At 49.6% G+C, this 24,045-nt stretch carries 22 protein-coding genes and 1 pseudogene; 12 read left to right on the top strand and 11 right to left on the bottom strand.

The window, feature by feature from the left end; translation table 11 throughout:
* Positions 1-229: 229 nt before the first annotated feature.
* Both zntB and ydaN read right to left on the bottom strand, forming a co-directional pair.
* Entirely contained in the window at positions 230-1,213 is a 984-nt protein-coding gene (gene zntB / locus ACJHXA_RS01925) for a zinc transporter ZntB (RefSeq protein ID WP_000387388.1), read from the bottom strand.
* Between the two features lie 13 nt (positions 1,214-1,226).
* Positions 1,227-1,274, bottom strand: coding sequence for a protein YnaN (gene ydaN, locus ACJHXA_RS01920; RefSeq protein ID WP_211180494.1), 48 nt, complete (start codon positions 1,272-1,274; stop codon positions 1,227-1,229).
* 193 nt (positions 1,275-1,467) lie between these two features.
* On the opposite strand from ydaN, the gene dgcM reads away from it, so the two are divergent.
* Positions 1,468-2,700 (top strand): diguanylate cyclase DgcM, encoded by a 1,233-nt coding sequence (dgcM, locus tag ACJHXA_RS01915; RefSeq protein ID WP_159187732.1) that lies wholly within the window; start codon positions 1,468-1,470, stop codon positions 2,698-2,700.
* Positions 2,701-2,720: 20 nt separating this feature from the next.
* On the opposite strand, the gene smrA is transcribed toward dgcM, so the two are convergent.
* Positions 2,721-3,284 carry a DNA endonuclease SmrA gene (gene smrA / locus ACJHXA_RS01910; protein WP_001046821.1) on the bottom strand — a complete coding sequence of 188 codons (564 nt, stop codon included), beginning with the start codon at positions 3,282-3,284 and terminating at the stop codon, positions 2,721-2,723.
* A 329-nt stretch (positions 3,285-3,613) separates the two neighbouring features.
* Complete coding sequence (locus ACJHXA_RS01905; RefSeq protein ID WP_000885454.1) at positions 3,614-4,522, bottom strand: LysR family transcriptional regulator; 909 nt, start codon at positions 4,520-4,522, stop codon at positions 3,614-3,616.
* 175 nt (positions 4,523-4,697) lie between these two features.
* On the opposite strand from ACJHXA_RS01905, the gene abgA reads away from it, so the two are divergent.
* From abgA to uspE, 6 genes are all read left to right on the top strand, one after another.
* Positions 4,698-6,008 carry a p-aminobenzoyl-glutamate hydrolase subunit AbgA gene (gene abgA, locus ACJHXA_RS01900; RefSeq protein WP_000444949.1) on the top strand — a complete coding sequence of 437 codons (1,311 nt, stop codon included), beginning with the start codon at positions 4,698-4,700 and terminating at the stop codon, positions 6,006-6,008.
* On the top strand, positions 6,008-7,453 hold the full coding sequence (gene abgB, locus ACJHXA_RS01895; RefSeq protein ID WP_001156440.1) for a p-aminobenzoyl-glutamate hydrolase subunit AbgB: 1,446 nt from the start codon (positions 6,008-6,010) through the stop codon (positions 7,451-7,453). Before abgA ends, abgB begins: the two co-directional genes overlap by 1 nt.
* A 36-nt stretch (positions 7,454-7,489) precedes the next feature.
* Positions 7,490-9,016: a p-aminobenzoyl-glutamate transporter gene (gene abgT / locus ACJHXA_RS01890; protein WP_000062967.1), complete on the top strand. Its 1,527-nt coding sequence runs from the start codon at positions 7,490-7,492 to the stop codon at positions 9,014-9,016.
* A 10-nt stretch (positions 9,017-9,026) separates the two neighbouring features.
* On the top strand, positions 9,027-9,542 hold the full coding sequence (gene ogt / locus ACJHXA_RS01885) for a methylated-DNA--[protein]-cysteine S-methyltransferase (RefSeq protein ID WP_000945005.1): 516 nt from the start codon (positions 9,027-9,029) through the stop codon (positions 9,540-9,542).
* Between the two features lie 194 nt (positions 9,543-9,736).
* On the top strand, positions 9,737-10,489 hold the full coding sequence (gene fnr / locus ACJHXA_RS01880) for a fumarate/nitrate reduction transcriptional regulator Fnr (protein ID WP_000611911.1): 753 nt from the start codon (positions 9,737-9,739) through the stop codon (positions 10,487-10,489).
* Between the two features lie 151 nt (positions 10,490-10,640).
* Positions 10,641-11,591, top strand: coding sequence for a universal stress protein UspE (gene uspE, locus ACJHXA_RS01875; protein WP_001262123.1), 951 nt, complete (start codon positions 10,641-10,643; stop codon positions 11,589-11,591).
* Positions 11,592-11,640: 49 nt separating this feature from the next.
* On the opposite strand, the gene ACJHXA_RS01870 is transcribed toward uspE, so the two are convergent.
* On the bottom strand, positions 11,641-11,898 hold the full coding sequence (locus ACJHXA_RS01870) for a DUF2534 family protein (RefSeq protein WP_000605090.1): 258 nt from the start codon (positions 11,896-11,898) through the stop codon (positions 11,641-11,643).
* Between the two features lie 243 nt (positions 11,899-12,141).
* On the opposite strand from ACJHXA_RS01870, the gene ynaI reads away from it, so the two are divergent.
* The gene (gene ynaI, locus ACJHXA_RS01865) at positions 12,142-13,173 is read left to right on the top strand and encodes a low conductance mechanosensitive channel YnaI (protein ID WP_000559900.1); all 1,032 of its coding nucleotides are present in this window, start codon (positions 12,142-12,144) and stop codon (positions 13,171-13,173) included.
* 50 nt (positions 13,174-13,223) lie between these two features.
* Here the strand turns inward: ynaI and mppA are convergent, their stop codons facing one another.
* On the bottom strand, positions 13,224-14,837 hold the full coding sequence (gene mppA / locus ACJHXA_RS01860; RefSeq protein WP_000683008.1) for a murein tripeptide ABC transporter substrate-binding protein MppA: 1,614 nt from the start codon (positions 14,835-14,837) through the stop codon (positions 13,224-13,226).
* Positions 14,838-15,173: 336 nt separating this feature from the next.
* Positions 15,174-16,073 carry a DNA-binding transcriptional regulator PgrR gene (gene pgrR, locus ACJHXA_RS01855; RefSeq protein ID WP_000817693.1) on the bottom strand — a complete coding sequence of 300 codons (900 nt, stop codon included), beginning with the start codon at positions 16,071-16,073 and terminating at the stop codon, positions 15,174-15,176.
* Positions 16,074-16,210: 137 nt separating this feature from the next.
* Between pgrR and ACJHXA_RS01850 the strand changes: the two genes are divergently transcribed.
* The 3 genes and pseudogenes from ACJHXA_RS01850 (at position 16,211) to mpaA (ending at position 18,194) form a co-directional block, all read left to right on the top strand.
* Positions 16,211-17,131: an alpha/beta hydrolase gene (locus ACJHXA_RS01850; RefSeq protein ID WP_001345592.1), complete on the top strand. Its 921-nt coding sequence runs from the start codon at positions 16,211-16,213 to the stop codon at positions 17,129-17,131.
* Positions 17,132-17,201: 70 nt separating this feature from the next.
* Positions 17,202-17,339 (top strand): annotated as a pseudogene (locus ACJHXA_RS01845) (NAD-dependent dehydratase); the annotation flags it as partial.
* 126 nt (positions 17,340-17,465) lie between these two features.
* Positions 17,466-18,194, top strand: coding sequence for a murein tripeptide amidase MpaA (mpaA, locus tag ACJHXA_RS01840; RefSeq protein WP_000219119.1), 729 nt, complete (start codon positions 17,466-17,468; stop codon positions 18,192-18,194).
* Here mpaA and ycjG read toward each other — a convergent pair.
* The gene (gene ycjG / locus ACJHXA_RS01835; RefSeq protein ID WP_001317023.1) at positions 18,169-19,134 is read right to left on the bottom strand and encodes an L-Ala-D/L-Glu epimerase; all 966 of its coding nucleotides are present in this window, start codon (positions 19,132-19,134) and stop codon (positions 18,169-18,171) included. The genes mpaA and ycjG overlap by 26 nt on opposite strands.
* A gap of 118 nt (positions 19,135-19,252) precedes the next feature.
* Between ycjG and tpx the strand changes: the two genes are divergently transcribed.
* The gene (gene tpx / locus ACJHXA_RS01830; protein ID WP_000084393.1) at positions 19,253-19,759 is read left to right on the top strand and encodes a thiol peroxidase; all 507 of its coding nucleotides are present in this window, start codon (positions 19,253-19,255) and stop codon (positions 19,757-19,759) included.
* A 43-nt stretch (positions 19,760-19,802) separates the two neighbouring features.
* Here tpx and tyrR read toward each other — a convergent pair whose 3' ends face one another.
* The 3 genes from tyrR to ACJHXA_RS01815 form a co-directional block, all read right to left on the bottom strand.
* Positions 19,803-21,344, bottom strand: a complete 1,542-nt coding sequence (gene tyrR, locus ACJHXA_RS01825) for a transcriptional regulator TyrR (protein ID WP_001306544.1) — start codon at positions 21,342-21,344, stop codon at positions 19,803-19,805.
* Between the two features lie 147 nt (positions 21,345-21,491).
* Positions 21,492-22,553, bottom strand: a complete 1,062-nt coding sequence (locus ACJHXA_RS01820; RefSeq protein ID WP_000138717.1) for a YcjF family protein — start codon at positions 22,551-22,553, stop codon at positions 21,492-21,494.
* Positions 22,550-23,947, bottom strand: coding sequence for a YcjX family protein (locus tag ACJHXA_RS01815; RefSeq protein WP_000825784.1), 1,398 nt, complete (start codon positions 23,945-23,947; stop codon positions 22,550-22,552). The genes ACJHXA_RS01820 and ACJHXA_RS01815 overlap by 4 nt, the downstream gene beginning before the upstream one ends.
* Positions 23,948-24,045: the final 98 nt, after the last annotated feature.

The raw sequence follows: 24,045 nt of genomic DNA, 5'->3' as shown, positions 1-24,045 counted from the left end.
TAAATAACAGGCAAAAAAAAGCCGACTCATCAAAGTCGGCGTCGTACGAATCAATTGTGCTATGCAGTAATTCAAAAAAGGAAGTAAGACAATATGGAGCGCAACGCCCATCGCTTGACGTTGCATTCACCTGCAAGGGAGATATTGCCCTGAATGGGTAGAGAGTTTATTGACTTCGCTCAAACTTTGCGGCGTTTTTGTATACAGACAGCCGGAAAAATTGCTTTTGTTACAACCATTTACTACGGTGCAACCATAAAGCAACACCACCAATAAGAACAACTAACAGAATACAAAAAATTGAAAATCCGAATTGCCACCCGCCGCCAGGGATCCCACCAAGGTTGACGCCAAATAACCCTGTCAGAAAGGTACTGGGTAAAAAGACCATTGCCATCAATGACATTGTATAGGTACGACGAGCTAAATTTTCCTGCATCACCTGAGCGATTTCATCCGCCATCACGCCAGTCCGTGCTATACAGGCGTCGATTTCGTCAAGACCGCGCCCAAGGCGATCGGCAATATCCTGCATCCGACGGCGTTGGTCATCGCTCATCCACGGCAAACGTTCACTGGCAAGACGAGCATAAACATCACGTTGCGGTGCCATATAGCGACGCATCACGATTAATTGTTTGCGCAGCAGAGCCAGGAATCCACGCGGTGGAATTTGCTGATCAAGGAGATTATCTTCAAGGTCGATAATTTTATCGTGCAGCTGCTCGATAAATTCGCTGGAATGATCGGTCAACGCATCGCACACATCCACCAGCCACCCTCCGCAATCGGTCGGACCCGTGCCCTCTTCCAGATCGCTCACCACATCGTCCAGCGCCAGCACTTTGCGTTGTCGGGTCGAAACAATTAACCGCCCGTCCATATATACACGCATGGCGACCAGTTGATCGGGGCGTTCATCGGTGCTGCCGTTTATACAGCGCAATGTAATCAGCGTGCCTTCACCGAGACGGCTGACTCGGGGCCGCGTGCTCTCGCCCGCCAGCGCATCACGTACGTTATTGGGAAGCAGCGGTGTTGTCGCCAGCCATTGGGCGCTATCATGGTGTACATAATTAAGGTGGAGCCAGCAGGGATGCGCTTCATCAATCACATCTGTATTTTCCAGCGGTTTAACGCCGCCTCTACCATCCAGCATCCAGGCAAATACTGCATCCGGGACATTAACGTCCGATCCCTTAATCGCTTCCACAGTGCCTCCATCATCAACGCATTATTTTGTAGTCTAGCCTTCTGGCCCTGTTACGCAACATCTCATCACCCCATTACCCTGAAATGATTAATAAAATTCTGTCTAAATTGAATACAAAAAGCAAAATGCTTTTCCGTATACAAACCGTGTGAAGTGTTAAATAGCGTCTATCATTATCAGAATTATCTGATCATATGACATGGCTTTTTTGCGATCGGATAGCAACAAAAATTGATAAAAATAACGGGATCTCAATGATTACGCACAACTTCAATACCCTGGACTTACTCACCAGTCCTGTCTGGATCGTTTCGCCCTTTGAGGAACAGTTAATTTATGCCAATAGCGCGGCGCGACTGTTGATGCAAGACCTCACGTTTAGTCAGCTACGAACCGGTCCCTATTCCGTCTCCTCACAAAAAGAACTGCCGAAATACCTCTCCGATCTGCAAAACCAACACGATATTATCGAAATCCTCACTGTTCAGCGTAAAGAAGAGGAAACAGCATTAAGCTGTCGGCTTGTTTTGCGAAAGCTGACAGAAGCAGAACCGGTGATTATTTTCGAAGGTATCGAAGCGCCGGCAACGCTGGGTTTAAAAGCCAGTCGCTCGGCAAATTATCAGCGCAAAAAACAAGGTTTTTATGCGCGCTTTTTTCTGACTAACTCTGCACCAATGTTGTTGATTGACCCCTCACGAGATGGCCAAATCGTCGATGCTAACCTCGCCGCGCTCAATTTCTATGGTTATAACCATGAAACGATGTGCCAGAAACATACCTGGGAAATTAATATGCTCGGGCGTCGCGTCATGCCTATCATGCATGAAATTTCGCATTTACCCGGCGGTCATAAACCTTTGAATTTTGTTCATAAACTGGCGGATGGATCTACTCGTCATGTGCAGACCTATGCCGGGCCGATTGAAATTTATGGCGACAAGCTCATGTTATGTATTGTGCATGATATTACTGAGCAAAAACGGCTGGAGGAGCAGCTGGAACATGCTGCTCACCATGACGCGATGACCGGATTACTGAATCGGCGACAGTTTTATCACATTACGGAACCAGGCCAAATGCAGCACCTCGCCATCGCCCAGGATTACAGCTTGTTGCTCATCGACACCGATCGTTTTAAACACATTAACGATCTCTATGGGCATTCTAAAGGTGATGAGGTGTTATGCGCCCTCGCCCGCACCCTTGAATGTTGCGCTCGCAAAGGCGATTTGGTGTTTCGTTGGGGAGGCGAAGAGTTTGTCTTATTGCTACCAAGAACCCCACTGGATACCGCGCTTTCGCTGGCTGAAACTATCCGTGTAAGCGTGGCAAAAGTGAGTATTTCGGGCTTACCACGCTTTACCGTCAGCATTGGTGTGGCGCATCACGAAGGAAATGAAAGCATCGATGAACTGTTTAAACGCGTTGATGATGCTTTGTATCGGGCGAAAAATGATGGACGCAACCGCGTGCTGGCGGCATAAGCCGCGGATGCGTCTCGAGATCAACGACTGCGCTTAGCGTGGCGCTCCCAGTTTTCTTGCTTCGCCTGCGCCGTTTTACGTAGTGCGACGTAACACGCCCCGCTGCCGCCATGATGCGGTAGCGCAGTGCAATATGCCTGAACATCATCAAATTCGGTCAGCCAGCGCGCCACATAGCTGCGGACAATATTGGCATGCGATTTATCATCCCGTCCTTTGCCATGAATAATCAGCACGTTACGCAAACCATCAGCCATGGCTTGTTGAATGAAACTGAACATCATTTTGCGGCACTCTTCCACCGGCTGGCGCAAAAGATTCAGGCTCGCCTGTTGCGGATATTTACCACTGCGCAGCTTATCCAGCACCCCATGTTGCAACCCTTCCCGCCGAAACTCCAGCGGCTGACTTAGTGGGATGATGTCGAGAAATCCGGTGGTGAGGAAATTATCAAGCTGCAGCGTGTCGATACGCTGCGGCGCACGTTGGTTACGCGTTGGATGCCAGTGGACATCGGTAGCACGTTTCAGCGGCTGGACATCTTCCATGGCGTCAAGAAACAGCGATTTGTCGTCAAGGTTCATGTTACATCCTCCCGCAATTAAGAGCGCGATATGATAACCAGACCGGGTCGGTCCAACAACGTATTACCCAAAATTCCAGTAATAAGTTCCAAATATTGCCGATATTTTAAGCAAAATGCTTATGCATGATTATTCATTCACGATATTAATAATGTAACTTATATTTTCGTGAAATCTGTCACTGAAGAAAATTGGCAACTAAAGGTTAAAACCGTTATAACACAGTCACCGGCGCAGAGGAGACAATGCCGGATTTAAGACGCGGATGCACTGCTGTGTGTACTGTAGAGTCTGGCGGATGTCGACAGACTCTATTTTTTTATGCAGTTTTAACTTTGCAGATAGCCGCATTCTCGCCGGAATTGCGTGATTAATGACGCGGTCAGTGGTGTCTGGCGACTATCACGCCGCTGAATCAAATAATAGGCCGCTTTCGGTAAAATTTCGCTAACCGGCAACATCACCAGCCCCTGTCCGTGCAAGGGATCGCAGCCCATTTCTTCAGGCAGTATGCTGAGAAAATCGCTTTTTGCCACCAGACTGATACAGGCTGAGAACGTCTCGCAGACTACACCGACCTGTGGCGTTTGCGCCTGATCGTCAAGCAATTCACTCAACTGTTTGTAGTAGCTGCCGTGTGGCGTCGGCATTGTCCAGCTGTAATCCAGTAACTGTTTGATCGAACGGGCACCAATGGCGGGGTGTCCCGGGCGGCAAAAGATCGCGAATTGCTTTTCCAGTAATTTCTCAAAAGTAAATTCGTGGTCGTACGGTCCCTGATAATAGGTATTGATGGTGAAATCCAATTCTCCCTGACGCAATTCATTAATCATCGACACCAGTTGCCCTTCCATAATGCGTACTTTTACCTGCGGATGCTGCTGATGAAAACGAGATATGACAGCTGGCATCAGACTGCGGGAAATACTGGCCCCCATGCCGATATTAATCTGCCCTGCCAGTTGCCCTTGTCGTTGGCGAATATCCTCTTGGGCTGCGCGCAGTTCTTCAAGAATAAGACTGGCGTGCTGATAAAAACTTTCACCGGCATCAGTTAACGTCACGCCTTTACTACGGCGAAAAAAGAGTTGCGCCGCTAATCCTTCTTCCAGCTCCTGAATAGATTTACTCAGTGCCGGTTGCGACATATTCAACATTCGGCTCGCTCCGCGAATGCTGCCCTGACGAGCCACTTCAACAAAAGCACGAATTTGATGAATTTTTACCTGAAAAGCCATGACGCCACCGATAACCGTTATTTATCAGACCAAAGAAACTGGCATCTACTTTAATGCAGATGATTGTGTCAGGGTAATTTATGAACGGTTAAAACTGTGAAAAATCAGTTAGTGATAAGTAAAAACTATCGCTACGTGAACCGGGTCACACTTTTTACTGATGACGGGAAAGGTTATGGAGTCTTTGAATCAATTTGTTAATTCGCTTGCCCCAAAATTATCGCACTGGCGACGTGATTTTCATCACTATGCAGAGTCTGGCTGGGTGGAATTCCGCACTGCCACCCTTGTTGCGGAAGAATTGCAGCAGCTCGGCTATTCACTGGCGCTGGGCCGCGAAGTAGTTAATGAAAGTAGCCGGATGGGACTACCTGATGAACTCACTCTACAACGCGAATTCGAGCGCGCTCGTCAACAGGGTGCGCTAGCACAATGGATTGCGGTTTTTGAAGGTGGTTTCACTGGTATCGTCGCCACCCTGGATACCGGTCGCCCCGGTCCGGTGATGGCTTTCCGTGTCGATATGGACGCGCTGGATCTCAGTGAAGAGCAGGATGTCAGCCATCGCCCCTACCGCGACGGTTTTGCGTCATGTAACGCCGGAATGATGCATGCCTGTGGTCATGATGGACATACCGCCATTGGGCTTGGGCTGGCGCATACCCTTAAACAATTCGAGTCCGGACTACATGGCGTCATCAAACTGATTTTTCAGCCTGCAGAGGAAGGTACGCGTGGCGCGCGGGCGATGGTCGATGCAGGTGTCGTAGATGATGTTGATTATTTTACTGCCGTGCACATTGGCACTGGCGTACCTGCGGGCACCGTGGTGTGCGGCAGTGATAATTTTATGGCAACCACCAAATTTGACGCGCACTTCACCGGTACCGCCGCTCACGCAGGCGCAAAACCAGAAGACGGTCACAATGCCTTGTTGGCGGCAGCACAAGCCACTCTTGCACTGCATGCAATCGCCCCGCACAGCGAAGGAGCTTCCAGAGTAAACGTGGGCGTTATGCAGGCAGGAAGCGGTCGTAACGTTGTTCCTGCCTCGGCGTTGCTGAAAGTGGAAACACGCGGGGCCAGCGACGTCATTAATCAATATGTTTTTGACCGTGCACAACAAGCGATTCAGGGCGCAGCAACCATGTATGGTGTCGGCGTTGAAACTCGTCTGATGGGTGCAGCTACCGCCAGTTCTCCTTCGCCGCAATGGGTCGCATGGTTGCAAAGTCAGGCGGCTCAGGTCGCGGGGGTCAATCAGGCCATTGAACGTGTTGAAGCGCCTGCGGGTTCCGAAGATGCCACATTAATGATGGCCCGCGTGCAGCAACATCAAGGGCAAGCCTCCTACGTGGTGTTTGGCACACAGCTGGCGGCAGGTCATCACAACGAAAAATTCGATTTTGACGAGCAGGTTCTCGCTATTGCCGTCGAAACGCTGGCGCGCACCGCGCTCAATTTTCCCTGGACGCGAGGTATCTGATGCAGGAAATCTATCGTTTTATCGACGATGCGATTGAAGCCGATCGCCAACGTTATACCGATATTGCCGATCAAATCTGGGATCATCCAGAAACACGTTTTGAAGAGTTCTGGTCAGCGGAGCATCTGGCTTCGGCGCTGGAATCTGCAGGCTTCACCGTTACCCGCAACGTAGGCAATATCCCAAATGCCTTTATTGCTTCGTTTGGTCAAGGCAAACCGGTTATCGCCCTGCTGGGAGAATATGACGCCCTGGCAGGTTTAAGTCAGCAAGCAGGTTGCGCGCAACCTACATCCGTGACGCCCGGTGAAAATGGTCACGGTTGCGGACACAATTTGCTGGGAACCGCCGCCTTTGCCGCTGCAATAGCCGTCAAGAAATGGCTGGAACAATATGGGCAAGGCGGCACAGTGCGCTTTTATGGTTGTCCTGGCGAAGAAGGCGGCTCGGGTAAAACGTTCATGGTCCGCGAGGGGGTATTTGATGATGTGGATGCGGCACTCACCTGGCACCCGGAAGCCTTTGCCGGTATGTTCAATACCCGCACGCTGGCAAACATTCAGGCATCATGGCGCTTTAAAGGGATCGCAGCACATGCCGCGAATTCCCCTCATTTGGGACGCAGCGCCCTTGATGCCGTAACGTTGATGACCACTGGCACCAACTTCCTCAACGAACATATTATTGAAAAAGCGCGCGTACACTATGCCATCACAGATAGCGGCGGGATCTCGCCCAACGTGGTCCAGGCGCAGGCAGAAGTGCTTTATCTTATCCGTGCCCCCGAAATGACCGACGTGCAGCATATTTATGATCGGGTCGCCAAAATCGCCGAAGGTGCGGCATTGATGACCGAAACCACGGTTGAATGCCGCTTCGACAAAGCCTGTTCCAGTTATCTCCCGAATCGCACCTTAGAAAATGCCATGTACCATGCCCTATCCCATTTTGGTACCCCGGAATGGAACTCCGAAGAACTGGCTTTTGCGAAACAAATTCAGGCTACGCTCACCCCCAACGATCGGCAAAACAGTCTGAATAATATCGCCGCAACCGGTGGCGAAAACGGCAAGGTTTTTGCACTACGTCATCGTGAAACGGTACTGGCGAATGAGGTCGCTCCATATGCCGCCACCGATAACGTGCTTGCGGCATCGACTGATGTCGGCGACGTCAGTTGGAAACTGCCTGTTGCCCAGTGTTTCAGCCCCTGTTTTGCCGTCGGTACACCGCTACATACGTGGCAACTGGTTAGCCAGGGGCGAACATCTATTGCTCATAAAGGAATGCTGCTGGCGGCGAAAACTATGGCAGCAACCACAGTCAATCTCTTCATTGATTCAGGGCTATTGCAAGAATGCCAACAAGAGCATCAGCAAGTTACGGACACGCAACCGTATCACTGCCCTATCCCGAAAAACGTGACACCGTCACCTTTAAAATAACAACAACAACGCAAACACAACAACCGAGGAATGCCCATGAGTATGTCATCCATACCGTCGTCCTCCCAATCCGGGAAGCTCTATGGCTGGGTCGAAAGAATTGGTAACAAGGTTCCCCATCCTTTTTTGCTCTTTATCTATTTGATAATCGTACTCATGGTGACGACGGCAATTTTGTCAGCCTTTGGCGTCAGTGCGAAAAACCCGACCGATGGTACGCCGGTGGTGGTGAAAAACCTGCTCAGTGTGGAAGGATTACACTGGTTTTTACCCAATGTGATTAAAAACTTTAGCGGTTTTGCTCCACTTGGAGCGATCCTGGCGCTGGTTTTAGGTGCCGGCCTAGCGGAGCGCGTCGGCTTACTGCCAGCGCTAATGGTTAAAATGGCATCGCATGTTAATGCCCGCTACGCCAGTTATATGGTGCTGTTTATTGCTTTTTTCAGCCACATTTCTTCCGATGCGGCGTTAGTGATCATGCCACCGATGGGTGCGCTGATTTTTCTGGCGGTGGGCAGGCATCCAGTTGCAGGTTTACTGGCTGCCATTGCAGGCGTAGGTTGCGGCTTTACGGCTAATTTACTGATTGTCACAACCGACGTGTTGCTGTCGGGGATCAGCACGGAAGCGGCGGCTGCGTTCAATCCGCAAATGCACGTCAGTGTAATTGATAACTGGTATTTTATGGCCAGCTCCGTAGTCGTACTGACGATTGTTGGCGGCCTGATAACCGACAAAATCATCGAGCCACGATTAGGTCAATGGCAGGGAAACAGCGATGAGAAACTGCAGACATTGACCGAAAGTCAGCGTTTTGGTTTACGCATAGCAGGTGTCGTATCGCTACTTTTTATTGCTGCGATCGCGCTGATGGTGATCCCGGAAAACGGGATATTGCGCGATCCGATTAATCACACCGTGATGCCATCACCCTTTATTAAAGGTATCGTGCCACTGATCATTCTTTTTTTCTTTGTTGTCTCGCTGGCTTATGGCATCGCTACCCGCACAATTCGACGTCAGGCGGATTTACCGCATTTAATGATTGAACCGATGAAAGAGATGGCGGGATTTATCGTGATGGTTTTTCCCCTCGCCCAATTTGTCGCCATGTTTAACTGGAGCAACATGGGGAAATTCATCGCCGTGGGGCTGACCGATATACTTGAAAGTTCAGGGCTTAGCGGCATCCCGGCGTTTGTCGGTCTGGCGTTGCTTTCCTCTTTCTTATGCATGTTTATTGCCAGCGGTTCCGCAATCTGGTCGATTCTGGCCCCCATTTTCGTACCAATGTTTATGCTACTTGGCTTTCACCCGGCATTTGCGCAAATCCTCTTTCGTATTGCCGACTCATCCGTATTGCCTTTAGCGCCGGTATCTCCTTTTGTTCCACTGTTTCTTGGATTCCTGCAACGCTACAAACCAGACGCAAAACTGGGTACTTACTATTCATTAGTCTTGCCCTATCCGCTTATCTTTTTGGTGGTATGGCTGCTGATGTTGCTGGCGTGGTATCTTGTTGGTCTGCCGATAGGTCCGGGGATTTACCCACGTTTGTCTTAAGAGAGAACGGATGCTGAGATTACTTGAAGAAAAAATTGCCACGCCACTGGGTCCACTGTGGGTGATTTGCGATGAGCAATTTCGCCTGCGGGCGGTTGAATGGGAAGAGTACAGCGAACGCATGGTGCAGCTGCTGGACATCCATTATCGCAAAGAAGGCTATGAGCGCATTTCTGCCACCAACCCAGGCGGTTTAAGCGACAAGCTTCGTGATTATTTTGCCGGTAATCTTAGCATTATTGATACGCTTCCCACTGCCACAGGGGGGACGCCATTTCAGCGCGAAGTCTGGAAAACTCTACGCACTATCCCCTGCGGGCAGGTAATGCATTACGGCCAACTGGCTGAACAATTGGGCCGCCCTGGCGCGGCGCGTGCCGTTGGTGCGGCAAACGGATCGAATCCCATCAGCATCGTCGTACCTTGCCATCGGGTTATTGGCCGAAACGGCACCATGACCGGATATGCAGGCGGAGTTCAGCGAAAAGAGTGGTTATTGCGCCACGAAGGTTATCTTTTGCTGTAAACATTAAACAATTTGTGCCAGCTTGTTCACACTTTTATGTAAAGTTACCCTTAACAACTTAAGGGTTTTCAAATAGATAGACATATATTTACATCTGATATCGGAATTCTCTGCTGTTAAGGTTTGCTTAGACTTACTTGCTCCCTAAAAAGATGTTAAAATTGACAAATATCAATTACGGCTTGAGCAGACCTATGATCCCGGAAAAGCGAATTATACGGCGCATTCAGTCTGGCGGTTGTGCTATCCATTGCCAGGATTGCAGCATCAGCCAGCTTTGCATCCCGTTCACACTCAACGAACATGAGCTTGATCAGCTTGATAATATCATTGAGCGGAAGAAGCCTATTCAGAAAGGCCAGACGCTGTTTAAGGCTGGTGATGAACTTAAATCGCTTTATGCCATCCGCTCCGGTACGATTAAAAGTTATACCATCACTGAGCAAGGCGACGAGCAAATCACTGGTTTCCATTTAGCTGGCGACCTGGTGGGATTTGACGCCATCGGCAGCGGCCATCACCCGAGCTTCGCTCAGGCGCTGGAAACCTCGATGGTATGTGAAATCCCGTTCGAAACGCTGGACGATTTGTCCGGTAAAATGCCGAATCTGCGTCAGCAGATGATGCGTCTGATGAGCGGTGAAATCAAAGGCGATCAGGACATGATCCTGCTGTTGTCGAAGAAAAATGCCGAGGAACGTCTGGCTGCATTCATCTACAACCTGTCCCGTCGTTTTGCCCAACGCGGCTTCTCCCCTCGTGAATTCCGCCTGACGATGACTCGTGGCGATATCGGTAACTATCTGGGCCTGACGGTAGAAACCATCAGCCGTCTGCTGGGTCGCTTCCAGAAAAGCGGTATGCTGGCAGTCAAAGGTAAATACATCACCATCGAAAATAACGATGCGCTGGCCCAGCTTGCTGGTCATACGCGTAATGTTGCCTGATTTTTCCGCATAACTCACTATCCTTCTGTCATATCATTAAATTTTTCTGATTTATTGATCTGGCAGAAGGTTCATCACTGTTTCATTCACCAGATATGGGTTAATCTTTTAATTACAAACTGCGTTGACAGTTGTTGTAAGGAGACCCTGTATGGCTATGTATCAGAACATGCTCGTTGTTATCGATCCTAACCAGGACGACCAACCAGCATTGCGGCGAGCTGTTTATTTACATCAACGGATTGGTGGCAAAATTAAAGCCTTTTTGCCGATCTATGACTTCTCATACGAAATGACCACCCTGCTCTCCCCGGACGAACGTACGGCTATGCGTCAGGGCGTCATCAGCCAGCGTACAGCCTGGATCCACGAGCAGGCAAAATATTATCTCAATGCTGGCGTTCCCATTGAAATTAAAGTGGTCTGGCATAACCGTCCTTTCGAAGCCATCATTCAGGAAGTGATCAGCGGCGGGCACGATTTGGTGCTAAAAATGGCGCACCAACATGACCGTCTGGAAGCGGTGATTTTTACGCCAACGGACTGGCATCTGTTACGCAAATGCCCAAGCCCGGTGTGGATGGTGAAAGACCAGCCGTGGCCGGAAGGAGGCAAGGCGCTGGTGGCGGTGAATCTCGCCAGTGAAGAGCCGTATCATAATGCGCTCAATGAAAAACTGGTCAAAGAGACGATCGAACTGGCAGAACAAGTCAACCATACCGAAGTTCATCTGGTTGGCGCTTATCCGGTAACGCCAATTAATATCGCGATTGAACTGCCGGAATTTGATCCGAGCGTTTATAACGATGCCATTCGTGGGCAACATTTGCTGGCAATGAAAGCTCTGCGGCAGAAATTCGGCATTAATGAAAACATGACGCACGTAGAAAAAGGTCTGCCAGAAGAGGTGATTCCTGATTTGGCGGAACACTTACAGGCGGGGATTGTGGTTCTGGGCACGGTAGGACGCACCGGTATTTCAGCAGCATTCCTCGGCAACACGGCGGAACAGGTGATTGATCATCTTCGCTGCGATCTGTTGGTCATTAAACCTGACCAGTATCAGACACCCGTTGAACTGGATGACGAAGAAGACGATTAACGACTCTTCAATAACTGACAAGGCCCGAGTTATCGGGCCTATTTTTTACTTACTGCTCTTCGCCGCCAAGGAAATAAATTCCCAACGGGATTGCCAGCAACACAGTAAAGACCAGGCTATAAACAAAAATCATCGATGACTGAATCACATACATTGATGTCGTCCACTCAGACAGCGGAATATTGTACTGTTCTATAACGCCGCCGATAGTCGCGCGAGTCACAACCGACGCCGCAATAATGAAAACCGCCAACAAACCAAAGAGAAATTTCTTCCCTTTCGCTGACTTCAGTTTCGCCATAATCATGATGTAATCCTTGTGAAGACAAATTTCTTGTTACCTAAACGTAACAATACCATGACATTTCACCGTTGTCTGCTCTGAAAACCTCACCTCTTAGCTGGATTTACAATCAACGCATTGATTAGTTAGCTAATGTTGCTACTTCCTTCCCTGACTATTGATGATCTGAATGAATTGTCGCGGTAAAATAGCCCCGCCAGGGGTTTCCGGCATGACGACAATTATCTGGAGGAGCCTGATAAAACAATGATCGCTGAACTGTTTACAAATAATGCGCTTAATCTGGTCATTATTTTCGGTAGCTGCGCAGCATTGATTCTGATGAGCTTTTGGTTTCGCCGCGGAAATCGTAAAAGAAAAGGTTTTTTATTCCATGCGGTGCAATTTTTAATCTACACCATAATTATCAGTGCTGTTGGTAGCATTATTAATTATGTTATAGAAAACTATAAACTCAAATTTATCACCCCAGGCGTTATCGATTTTATCTGTACGTCCCTGATTGCGGTTATTCTGACGATTAAGCTATTTTTGCTGATTAATCAGTTTGAAAAACAGCAGATTAAAAAAGGTCGCGATATCACCAGTGCGCGGATTATGTCGCGCATTATCAAAATCACCATTATTGTGGTGCTTGTTCTGCTTTATGGCGAACATTTCGGCATGAGCCTTTCTGGCTTGCTGACCTTTGGTGGTATTGGTGGTCTGGCTGTCGGTATGGCCGGTAAAGATATTCTGAGTAATTTCTTTTCCGGGATCATGCTCTATTTCGACCGTCCTTTCAGTATTGGCGACTGGATCCGTTCACCGGACAGAAATATCGAAGGTACAGTAGCGGAAATTGGCTGGCGAATTACCAAAATTACGACCTTTGATAATCGTCCATTGTACGTACCGAACTCGCTGTTTTCATCGATCAGCGTAGAAAACCCAGGACGAATGACCAACCGCCGCATTACCACGACCATTGGTTTACGTTATGAGGATGCGGCAAAAGTGGGCGTTATTGTCGAAGCCGTACGTGAGATGCTGAAAAATCACCCGGCCATCGACCAGCGACAAACCTTACTGGTTTATTTCAACCAGTTTGCCGACTCGTCATTGAATATTATGGTTTATTGCTTTACCAAAACCACGGTATGGGCTGAGTGGCTTGCTGCACAGCAAGACGTTTATTTGAAGATTATCGATATTGTACAGTCACACGGCGCGGACTTTGCCTTCCCCAGCCAGACGCTGTATATGGATAACATTACACCGCCGGAACAGGGTCGCTAAATCAGACATCACTGGCGTTATCCACAAGGGTAACGCCAGTTCCCATCACATCAATGCTTCACAATATACATAGTCCGGCTGTACGCCACATCTTCCGGGTTATTAATGGGATAACCTTTCAGCCACGGCTTGATTAATCGTCCATTGGTATATTGATAAATTGGTGCAATCGGTGCTTGCTCCATGAGGATTTTTTCTGCCGCGTTGTAATCGGCATTACGCGCTTTAACGGTATTTTCCGTCGATGCCTGGGCCAGAACTTTGTCGTATGCCGGATTGTTAAAGCGTGAAATATTTCCTGAATGCGTTGACGTTAATAATGTCAGGAAAGTGGAGGGTTCATTATAATCCCCCACCCATGAGGCACGGATAACATCAAAATTGCCGGTGTTACGGCTATCGATATAGGTTTTCCATTCCTGATTTTGCAATTTAACATCTACGCCAAGGTTCTTTTTCCACATCGATGCTACAGCAATCGCAATTTTTTGATGGTTTTCTGAAGTGTTATACAAAAGCGTCAGCTTCAGCGGTTTTTGCGGACCATAACCAGCTGCGCTCAACAAAGTTTTTGCCTGTGCATTCAGTTCTTCCTGACTCATTTGTTCAAACGGCGAAGGTTCCGGCGTAAATCCGGCGGTAACATCTGGTGTAAAATGCCACGCTGGCTTTTCGCCCGTTCCCAACACTTTTTCGGTCATCAGGCGGCGATCTATCGTCATACTTAATGCCAGGCGAACGCGCTGATCTGCCGTCGGCCCTTTTTGCGTGTTAAACGCATAATAATAGGTCCCGAGCTGTGGCGGCGTATAAACCTGCCCCGGAATATCCTTCAACAGCTTCTGATACATATTTTTCGGGAAGGATTCGGTGATATCAATATCCCCCGCGAGGTAACGCTTAGTGGCTGCGGATTCCTGATTAATTGGCAGGAAGGTCACTTTTTGCAGTACCGTTTTGGCGTTATCCCAATAATGGGTATTCGGTACCACGACCAGTTTTTCATTGACTACGCGATCTTTAAGAACATAAGCGCCATTGCCGATCAGATTTCCGGGTTTCGTCCACTCTTTACCGCTTTCTACGTTGGCTTTTTGCACCGGGAAGAAGGCAAAGTTAGCGGTTAAATTCACAAACCACGGCAACGGTTTATCAAGCTGAATTTTCAAGGTATGGGCATCAACTGCGGTGACGCCAAGCTGGTCAGGCGTAGCTTTACCATCAATAATCGCCTGTGCGTTGTTGATTCCCGCCAGCGCGGCAAACCATGCAAATGGCGATAGCGTTTTCGGGTCCACCAGACGCTGCCAGCTGTAGACAAAATCTTGCGCCGTTACCGGTGTGCCATCCGCCCATTTTGCGTTATCGCGCAGGGTAAAAGTCCAGATACGGTTGTCATTACTTTTCCACTGAGTCGCAACGCCGGGGACAATCTCCCCTTTCTCGTTCTGATTCACCAGTCCTTCAAACAGATCGCGAATGACCTGAATCTCTGGCAGGCCCACGGCTTTAGCGGGATCCAGCGACGCAGGCTCATCTTTAATGTGGCGCACCAGCTCCTGCTTCTCTGCCAGTACTGTGCCGCTCGGAACTTCTGCAGCATACGAAAGAGAAATGCTGCTGACCAACAGCGCACAACACGTGACTGAAACAGAGTGCTTCATAAGTTTCCCTCTAACCAACATTAAAATTGATGCGTAATTATTTGTTTCGCCTTAAAGAAATGCAAACAACTTCCATCAAAAAAGTGACACAGGAAGCATAAAATGTTTTATGTATCAATATATTAAATCAGATTTAGTGTAAATAATCGACGCCAAAATGCGGCAAAGCACATAGAACACCGAACACTACGTTCAGGCTTCGCACGTTCAAACCAGTTTTCGGTATCAAAATCAGCATCTGTCGCCATTGTACGAAGAATAAAAAATAACCAAAACGTTGAAAGGAACTGAGAATACGTTAAGAGAGAAATTAAATTAATGTATCAGCAAGTAGTGCTAAACAGCACCTTTATACTTCAGCCTATCTATAAATAATGAGAATGCCGAGCCAGCATGTCGACGGTGTGGATAGTACAGGTGATAACCGGGTAAATCTGGTGTGAATTTATCCAAAACACGTATCAGTTTTTTTTCTTTAATAGCCCGCTCAACCTGATCATAAGGTAGATACGCCAATCCATGCCCATCAATTGCAGCATCAATGATCAGGTCTATCGTATTCAGTAAAAGCTGACCTTCCATGCGAACACGAACTTCACGTCCACCGCGTATTAATCTCCAGCGATTTGCTGTACCCGATGTGGGAAGATACAAATTAATTGCCTGATGATCTATTAATTGTGACACTGACGTTGGAACACTTCGGCGAGAAAAATAATCCGGTGAGCCAACAATAGCCATTGGTATATCTGGCCCGATTCGAATGGCGATCATATCTTTATCCATCTCCCCACCCAGACGGACGCCTGCATCAAAACGTTCAGAAACGACATCGGTCAAACCATAATCAATGGTGAGCTGAATATCAATTTCAGGATGCGATTTCAGGAATGTGCGCATTGCTGGTAACAATATCGTTTTTGCTGCATGTTCTACAGTAGTAATACGTATTGTCCCGGATGGGCGGTTCTGCAGCTCGCTCAGGGATGCCAGGGCTGAATCTATGTCATGCAACATAGGGCCAAGAACAGACAAAAGATGCTCGCCCGCTTCAGTTGGAACAACGCTGCGCGTGGTTCGCGTCAGAAGCCGCAATCCCAATCGTTCTTCTATACGACGCACTATCTGGCTTAAAGCTGACTGCGCCATGCTCAGGCGGGCTGCTGCACGAGTGAAGCTACGCTCCTCTGCAACGACGACAAACGCCATCAGATCAGCGATTTCTTCACGCTTCATTCAGTATCTCCATGCAATCTATTAATCATTTAAATGATAGGTCTAATCATGATTTTGGGTCTAATCAACTTAATGATCAATATCTATAGTGATATCACCAACCGTTAAAACGAACCGACAACTCCATGAGGAACGGAATGATGAATAATAAAGTCAGCTTCACTAACAGCAATAATCCAACCATCTCTTTGTCTGCAGTGATCTATTTCCCTCCAAAATTTGATGAAACCCGTCAGTATCAGGCAATTGTGGTATCTCACCCAGGTGGGGGCGTTAAAGAACAAACGGCCGGAACCTATGCCAAAAAACTGGCGGAAAAGGGATTTGTCACTATTGCTTATGACGCATCTTATCAAGGTGAAAGTGGCGGCGAGCCGCGTCAGTTAGAAAACCCATACATTCGTACTGAAGACATCAGTGCCGTGATTGATTACCTGACAACGCTTTCTTATGTCGACAATACCCGAATTGGTGCGATGGGAATTTGTGCCGGTGCAGGATATACAGCCAATGCTGCAATTCAGGATCGCCGCATCAAGGCCATCGGTACCGTTAGTGCGGTCAATATTGGTTCGATGTTCCGTAATGGTTGGGAAAACAATGTGAAATCTATTGATGCCCTGCCATACGTTGAAGCGGGTTCAAACGCCCGAACCAGCGATATTAGCAGCGGAGAATATGCCGTTATGCCACTGGCACCAATGAAGGAGTCCGATGCGCCGAACGAAGAACTGCGTCAGGCCTGGGAGTATTACCACACCCCTCGCGCGCAGTATCCAACAGCACCGGGTTACGCTACTTTGCGCAGCCTTAACCAGATTATTACCTATGATGCTTACCATATGGCGGAAGTGTACCTGACTCAGCCGATGCAGATTGTGGCGGGCAGCCAGGCAGGGAGCAAATGGATGAGTGACGACCTGTACGATCGGGCATCAAGCCAGGATAAACGCTATCACATTGTTGAAGGCGCAAACCATATGGATCTTTATGACGGCAAAGCCTATGTGGCTGAAGCAATTTCAGTATTAGCTCCGTTCTTTGAGGAAACTCTGTAATGAAACATATTCAAATCCGCAATAGTGATATGGCCTGGCATATTGCTGCCAATAATCTGGGATAATTTTCATGAAAAATGTACTGATTCTTGGTGCTGGCGGTCAGATAGCCCGCCATGTGATTAATCAACTGGCAGATAAGCAAACCATTAAACAAACTTTATTTGCCCGTCAGCCAGCAAAAATCCACAAACCCTATCCAACTAATAAAATGCAAACAACTTCCGGCAAAAAAGTGATACAAGATCGATGACATAGCGTTGAAGAAAAGGATTTGATAATCCGCAAAATTTGCACAACACTGCCTGTAATACTTCCTGAACCAGAGACGATCATGACCGTAACCCGCCCACGCGCCGAACGCGGCGCATTTCCGCCCGGAACAGAACATTACGGACGTTCATTATTGGGCGCGCCGTTAATCTGGTTTCCTGCCCCTGCAGCCAGTCGCGAAAGTGGTTTGATTCTGGCTGGCACTCACGGTGATGAAAACTCTTCGGTCGTCACGCTCTCCTGTGCTCTGCGGACTTTGACACCTTCTTTGCGCCGCCATCATGTGGTGCTGTGTGTGAATCCTGACGGCTGCCAGCTGGGGTTACGGGCCAATGCTAATGGTGTGGATTTAAACAGAAACTTTCCGGCGGCGAACTGGAAGGAAGGTGAAACAGTTTATCGCTGGAACAGCGCCGCTGAAGAACGTGATGTCGTATTACTGACAGGTGACAAACCTGGCTCCGAACCTGAAACCCTGGCGCTGTGCCAGCTTATACACCGCATTCAACCTGCCTGGGTGGTCTCATTCCACGATCCACTGGCTTGTATTGAAGATCCCAGACACAGCGAATTAGGCGAATGGCTGGCCCAGGCGTTTGAATTGCCTCTGGTAACCAGCGTCGGTTATGAAACGCCTGGCTCTTTCGGCAGTTGGTGTGCAGATCTCAACTTGCATTGCATCACCGCAGAGTTTCCGCCCATCTCCTCCGACGAAGCCAGCGAAAAATATCTCTTTGCGATGGCAAACTTGCTGCGCTGGCATCCTAAAGATGCAATTCGCCCGTCGTGAACTGAAGCGCTGGTTCCACATCTACCGCCAGCCAGGTCGGTCCGTCAAGATCGGCGAAACTGACCTGCGGCACCAGCGGTAAAGCGGCGCTAATGGCACGAGAGGTACACAACATGCAGCCCAGCATCAGACTGAAACCTTGTGCACGCGCTTCAGTCGCCAGCGCCAGCGCTTCCGTCAGACCCCCGGTTTTATCGAGCTTAATATTAACCATCTCATAGCGCCCTTTCAGCGCCTTCAAATTGCTACGAGTATGACAACTTTCATCAGCACAAATCGGCAACGGATGAATAAAATTCTCCAGCGCCGCATCGTCCTGCGCAGGAAGCGGTTGTTCAAGCATCGCAACGCCTAAATCCGCCAATAGCTGGCAACGTGCCGCCAACCCTTCTGCACGCCAGGATTCATTTGCATCAACGATCAGCGTGGCATCGGGCACAGCTGTGCGAATTGCCACCATCCGCTCACTGATAAGATGGTTATCCAGCTTCACTTTCAGTAATTTCGCGCCGGCCTGCCAGAGTGTTGATGCGCTATTGGCCATCTGATCAGGCGTACCGATGACTACCGTCTGTGCAGTGGTGACTGTCCCGGGAAGCGTTATGCCGATCAAATCAGCCAGCGATTGCTGCTGTTTTCGCGCGGCCAGATCCCACAATGCACAATCCAGCGCATTACGTGCTGCGCCGGCAGGGAGAATTTTTTGCAACTCCTCCCGTGTAAGCCCTTTCTCTAATTGCGGCACGACGCTCATAATTTGCGCCATTACCGAGGCATCACTTTCCCCATAACGCGGATACGGCGTGCATTCGCCGGTGCCTTTAATGCCTTCTTCTTCCAGTTCAACCACCACCACGTGCGCTTCACTGCGACTTCCCCGGGCAATCACAAACGGGGTATGTAAGGGCCAGGCTTCCTCAAATACCTTAACGGTTCTCATCTTTACTCCTTGTTGTCGCGGTGGTCTGCGGATTAAGCGCAAATAGCGTTTGCTGTGTTATTGACAGTTAGCATAAACTAGGTGTGACGTTAACTATATGTAAACAGGAAAGATAATCATGTCACAAACCGTTCATTTCCAGGGCAACCCGGTTACAGTCGCCAATTCCATCCCGCAGGCGGGTAGCAAAGCGCAGACTTTTACTCTCGTGGCAAAAGATCTGTCTGACGTCACCCTCGGTCAGTTTGCGGGTAAACGCAAAGTGCTGAACATTTTCCCGAGTATTGATACCGGTGTTTGCGCCGTATCAGTACGTAAGTTTAACCAACTGGCAACCGAGATCGACAACACCGTTGTGCTGTGTATTTCTGCCGATCTGCCGTTCGCCCAGTCTCGTTTCTGCGGCGCAGAAGGTCTGAACAACGTTATCACCCTCTCCACTTTCCGTAACGCTGAATTCCTGCAAGCCTACGGTGTGGCAATTGCTGATGGCCCACTGAAAGGTCTGGCAGCGCGTGCCGTTGTGGTTATTGATGAAAATGACAATGTGATTTTCAGCCAGCTGGTGGATGAAATCACCACCGAGCCGGATTACGAAGCAGCTCTGGCGGTACTGAAAGCATAAGTTAATATGCCTGATGGTGTTGCACCATCAGGCATATTCGCGCTTACTCTTCGTTCTTCTTCTGGCTTAAGCCATATTCCCGCAACTTATTGGCAATCGCGGTATGTGAAACGCCGAGACGTTTTGCCAGTTTGCGCGTGCTGGGATAATTGCGATAAAGCTGGGTTAATACCGAGCGTTCAAAACGGCTGGTGATTTCATCCAGCGAACCTTCCATCGCATCTTCGCCCACGGCTACCGTTGCGGCGTCATAATCCGGCAACAAAATATCCTGTGGACGCAGCTCATAACCGTCCAGTTGTGTCAGTGCGCGATAGATAGCGTTCTTTAACTGCCGCACATTTCCCGGCCACGCATAACGCGTAAGTACAGTATTCAGGTCAGCGGCCAGTTTCGGACGCGGCACGCCCTGCTCGTCGGCAAAGCGGGCGACGAACAGCTCAGTTAACGGCATGATGTCCTGCGGACAGTCACGTAGCGGCGGCAGATTGAGCGTCAACACGTTCAGACGATAATAGAGATCTTCACGGAACACGCCTTTTTGCACCAGTTCGACCAGATTCTTCTGCGTAGCGCAAATCACCCGCACATCGACATGCACCTCATGGTCTTCGCCAACCCGACGGAAAGTGCCATCATTAAGGAAACGCAGTAATTTCGCCTGCATCCGTGGTGACATCTCACCTATTTCATCCAACAGCACCGAACCACCGTTCGCCTGCTCAAAGAATCCTTTCTTCCCTTCCGGAGCATGACCAAACAGTTCACTCTCGACCGCATCTTCTGGTATAGACGCGCAATTCAGCGCCAGGTAAGGTTTGCCCGCTCTGGGGCTTGCCTGATGGCAGGCGTAGGCAAAAAGATCTTTACCTGTACCTGTGTCACCCGTAATCAGCAGCGGCGCGCTTAGCATCGCCAGTTTCTGCGCCTGTTCGACAACATGCTTCATTTTCGGGCTGACGGCGACAATTTGACTAAAGGCGCTGACGTCCTGGGCGGCAACATTTTGCAACTGACGGCCCATACGAATCGTTGATCGCAACATCACCACCGCACCGGTCAGGACGTGTTGATCATTTTCATCCTGAAGATAAACAGGCGTAATCTCCATCAGGAAATTCTGCCCATTAATAACAACATGCTCGTTATGCGAATCTTGCGGTTCGCTTTCCAGCCAACGTAAAAAATTAAAGCCGTTAATCAATTGTGCGGCGGTATGGTTGCGCAGGCGATCCAATTTTTGCCCAAAAAGCTGACAGCTCGCCGGGTTTGCCATATCCACTTTGCTTTTCATATCGACAGAGAGGACAGGTTCAGGCAACGCCTCCAGTAACGCGCTCAACGCCAGATGCTCACGTTCGGAAGGCATCCACGGGACAGTACGCACATCGGTAACACCTGCAATACGGCGTATTTCGGCCATCAGACTGCTGAAACTCTCAAACTCCAGTTCAGCAAAATTGAGGTAGATTCGCCCAATGGGGTCAATCTCAATACCGCGTAAATCAATGCCTCTTAGCACGAGTAGATCGAGTAATTCGCGGGTCAGACCGAGTCGGTCTTCACAAAAGACTTCCAGACGCATGGGAACCTTCACCTGAAAAAAGAACAATTAATATGATGATATGACACTATTTGGATAGCAGGAAGGTTTCTGTCAACAATCATTGACACAAAGACGGAAAAACGGGCACTTCGGCGTAAAGATATCCGGTCAGCACCCGATATTGCATTATTTTTCGCTGGGCGTTTTGCCTTTTTGCAGCGTTTCTTTCACCTGACCGATAAGCTGACGACGGAAATCCCCGAGGCGAGGTTTGTCATCGTCAATCCACGGCAGCGGGCGGCAAAGCTCCATAGCTTTAATCCCGAGTCGTGCCGTCAGAAGTCCAGCACCAATTCCCTGAGCTGCGCGGGTAGACAAACGAGCAGCGAGATCTTGCGACATCCAGTCCATCCCCACTTCGCGCACCAGTTCGCTGGCTCCGGCAAAAGCGATATTCAGCAATACCAGCTTAAACAGACGCAAACGGCTGTAATACCCCAGTTCAATGCCATACAGCGTGGCGATGCGATTAATTAAACGCAGATTGCGCCAGGCGATAAACGCCATATCGACCAACGCCAGCGGGCTGACCGCAATCATCAACGTTGATTCCGCCGCCGAACGGCTGATTTCGCGCCGCGCCTGGGCATCTAAAACTGGCTGGACCAAATGCGCATACAAACTGACCACTTCACGGTCGTTTTGCGTTTCATGGATTGAGGCATACCAGCGTTGCAGCGCTGGATGAGACTGATCAATACCCGCCTGCTGCGCCAGTTTTTCGCAAAATGCGCGGCCTTTGCCCGTGCCGTGGCTGTGCAACAAATCGCGCGCTTCGTCGCGTTCATGGGCGCGCTGTCGCAAGCGCCATAAGCGCCGCCACTCTGTTACCACAGAACCTACGCCAGCGCCGATAATCAATGCCCCAGCGGCACATCCACCCAGCGCCACCCAGTCCTGAGTTTGCCAGGCATTCATTGTCCACTGTACACCCTGCCCGACAACGCTTGCGCCAAACAGAGCCAGCCCGCCCATCACCATTTTGCGCCACAGGCTGCGTTTCGGACGTAACGCTGCATCCATTACCGCTTCAACTTGCCCCTCTTCTTCAGGCGCTTCATCGAGCGTGGCCGGGGCAAAATTTTGCGCCTGATTTTCGTCAAAGGTCTGCTGCGCCCTGAATTTTGGATTCTGATCGACCTCCAGCGGACCGTCGAAATCAATACGTGGTTTTAACGGTTCGGTCATCGCAATTTATCTCCTATTAAAAATTCAAGCGCGGCATCAAGGCGAATATGCGGCAGCGGTTTGTCGACATCCATCACCTGCGGACGAAACGCCTCAAACTGGAAGCCTTGCTTATCCCAGAACGCCTGACCGGGCAAACGAGCGGGAACTTCGCCAGGATAAACAGTGAGCGGTGCGCCATCGCTGAGTCGATTACCGCGTAGCGCCGGGATTTTCTCACCGTTAACATCAATAATGCCGCTGGTGGTCGCCTGCACCGAGGCCAGCCCCAGGCAATCCATACTAATCCCTTCAAACGCCGCATTTTGCCAGGCATCCTGAATCAGTTGTTGCAGTAATGAAACCATATTGGCGTGCTGATCGATGGTCACATGGTCCGCTTTAGTGGCAGCAAACAATAGCTTATCGATAACCGGCGAAAACAAACGCCGGAACAAGGTACGCTGCCCGTAGTGGAAACTTTGCATCAGCTGCGTCAGTGCCAGACGCATATCATTAAATGCCTGTGGCCCACTGTTGAGAGGTTGCAGGCAATCAACCAGCACAATCTGGCGGTCAAAGCGCAGAAAATGATTCTTATAGAACCCCTTCACCACCTTCTCGCAGTAATAATTAAACCGCTCGCGCAGCATTCCGGCATTGGTGTGCTTATCGGCCTGCGCCAGTTTGGACTCGCCCCAGGCATCGACATCCGGCCACGGGAAGAATTGCAGCGCGGGCGCACCTGCCATATCTCCCGGCAAGACAAAGCGCCCAGGCTGAATAAAGTGCAGCCCCTGCTGTTTACAGTGGTGGAGATAATCGGTCCACGCGGCAGCAATGTCTGCCAGCCGGTTTTCGTCGGCAGGCGCTAGCGGGTCCAGCCCTTCGCACATCATTCGCCATTTGACCGACCATTCGCCGCGCTGACCATTGAGTAAGCCCGTCATCTGGCGTGACCAGCTTAAATAGTCCTGCGCCAGCATCGGCAGGTCGAGCAACCATTCGCCGGGATAATCCACAATCTCCAGATACAGCGTGGAGGTGTCCTTGAAGTGGCGTAGCAGCGAATCGTTCGATTTAAAACGTAGCGCCAGGCGGATTTCACTGACGCCGCGCGTTGGCGTCGGCCAGGCGGGAGGATCGCCATATAACTGCGCCAGTCCTTCATCATATGTGAAGCGCGGAATGCCAAAGTCACGCTGAGGAATGCGTTTTACGCCCAGCAGGCGCTCTTCACGCACCGCGCTTAACAGCGGCAAGCGTGCTCCGGCGTGAATATTGAGCAACTGATTGACCATCGCAGTGATAAACGCTGTTTTGCCGCTGCGGCTTAGTCCGGTTACGGCGAGGCGCAGATGTCTGTCGACACCCCGATTCACCAGCGCATTAAGTTCATTTTTAAGTCGCTTCATTGCTGTCCTGTGCTGCTCTGAAGACCAGAAAAAAATCATTCGTAAGGATATGAATGTGGGGGCCAGGCCATTGATTATCAACTGCCCGTGTTGTCATC

It is taken from the genome of Escherichia sp. WS33, assembly GCF_046486385.1.
Classification (GTDB): domain Bacteria; phylum Pseudomonadota; class Gammaproteobacteria; order Enterobacterales; family Enterobacteriaceae; genus ECMA0423.
This window is presented reverse-complemented; position numbering and strand designations above follow the sequence as displayed.

What these genes read in the sequence shown, in the direction of transcription:
- dgcM (WP_159187732.1), top strand. Translation starts at nt 1,468, where the DNA reads ATGATTACGCACAACTTCAATACCCTGGACTTACTCACCAGTCCTGTC.
- smrA (WP_001046821.1), bottom strand. Translation starts at nt 3,284, where the DNA reads ATGAACCTTGACGACAAATCGCTGTTTCTTGACGCCATGGAAGATGTC.
- ACJHXA_RS01905 (WP_000885454.1), bottom strand. Translation starts at nt 4,522, where the DNA reads ATGGCTTTTCAGGTAAAAATTCATCAAATTCGTGCTTTTGTTGAAGTG.
- abgA (WP_000444949.1), top strand. Translation starts at nt 4,698, where the DNA reads ATGGAGTCTTTGAATCAATTTGTTAATTCGCTTGCCCCAAAATTATCG.
- abgB (WP_001156440.1), top strand. Translation starts at nt 6,008, where the DNA reads ATGCAGGAAATCTATCGTTTTATCGACGATGCGATTGAAGCCGATCGC.
- abgT (WP_000062967.1), top strand. Translation starts at nt 7,490, where the DNA reads ATGAGTATGTCATCCATACCGTCGTCCTCCCAATCCGGGAAGCTCTAT.
- ogt (WP_000945005.1), top strand. Translation starts at nt 9,027, where the DNA reads ATGCTGAGATTACTTGAAGAAAAAATTGCCACGCCACTGGGTCCACTG.
- fnr (WP_000611911.1), top strand. Translation starts at nt 9,737, where the DNA reads ATGATCCCGGAAAAGCGAATTATACGGCGCATTCAGTCTGGCGGTTGT.
- uspE (WP_001262123.1), top strand. Translation starts at nt 10,641, where the DNA reads ATGGCTATGTATCAGAACATGCTCGTTGTTATCGATCCTAACCAGGAC.
- ACJHXA_RS01870 (WP_000605090.1), bottom strand. Translation starts at nt 11,898, where the DNA reads ATGATTATGGCGAAACTGAAGTCAGCGAAAGGGAAGAAATTTCTCTTT.
- ynaI (WP_000559900.1), top strand. Translation starts at nt 12,142, where the DNA reads ATGATCGCTGAACTGTTTACAAATAATGCGCTTAATCTGGTCATTATT.
- mppA (WP_000683008.1), bottom strand. Translation starts at nt 14,837, where the DNA reads ATGAAGCACTCTGTTTCAGTCACGTGTTGTGCGCTGTTGGTCAGCAGC.
- pgrR (WP_000817693.1), bottom strand. Translation starts at nt 16,073, where the DNA reads ATGAAGCGTGAAGAAATCGCTGATCTGATGGCGTTTGTCGTCGTTGCA.
- ACJHXA_RS01850 (WP_001345592.1), top strand. Translation starts at nt 16,211, where the DNA reads ATGATGAATAATAAAGTCAGCTTCACTAACAGCAATAATCCAACCATC.
- mpaA (WP_000219119.1), top strand. Translation starts at nt 17,466, where the DNA reads ATGACCGTAACCCGCCCACGCGCCGAACGCGGCGCATTTCCGCCCGGA.
- ycjG (WP_001317023.1), bottom strand. Translation starts at nt 19,134, where the DNA reads ATGAGAACCGTTAAGGTATTTGAGGAAGCCTGGCCCTTACATACCCCG.
- tpx (WP_000084393.1), top strand. Translation starts at nt 19,253, where the DNA reads ATGTCACAAACCGTTCATTTCCAGGGCAACCCGGTTACAGTCGCCAAT.
- tyrR (WP_001306544.1), bottom strand. Translation starts at nt 21,344, where the DNA reads ATGCGTCTGGAAGTCTTTTGTGAAGACCGACTCGGTCTGACCCGCGAA.
- ACJHXA_RS01820 (WP_000138717.1), bottom strand. Translation starts at nt 22,553, where the DNA reads ATGACCGAACCGTTAAAACCACGTATTGATTTCGACGGTCCGCTGGAG.
- ACJHXA_RS01815 (WP_000825784.1), bottom strand. Translation starts at nt 23,947, where the DNA reads ATGAAGCGACTTAAAAATGAACTTAATGCGCTGGTGAATCGGGGTGTC.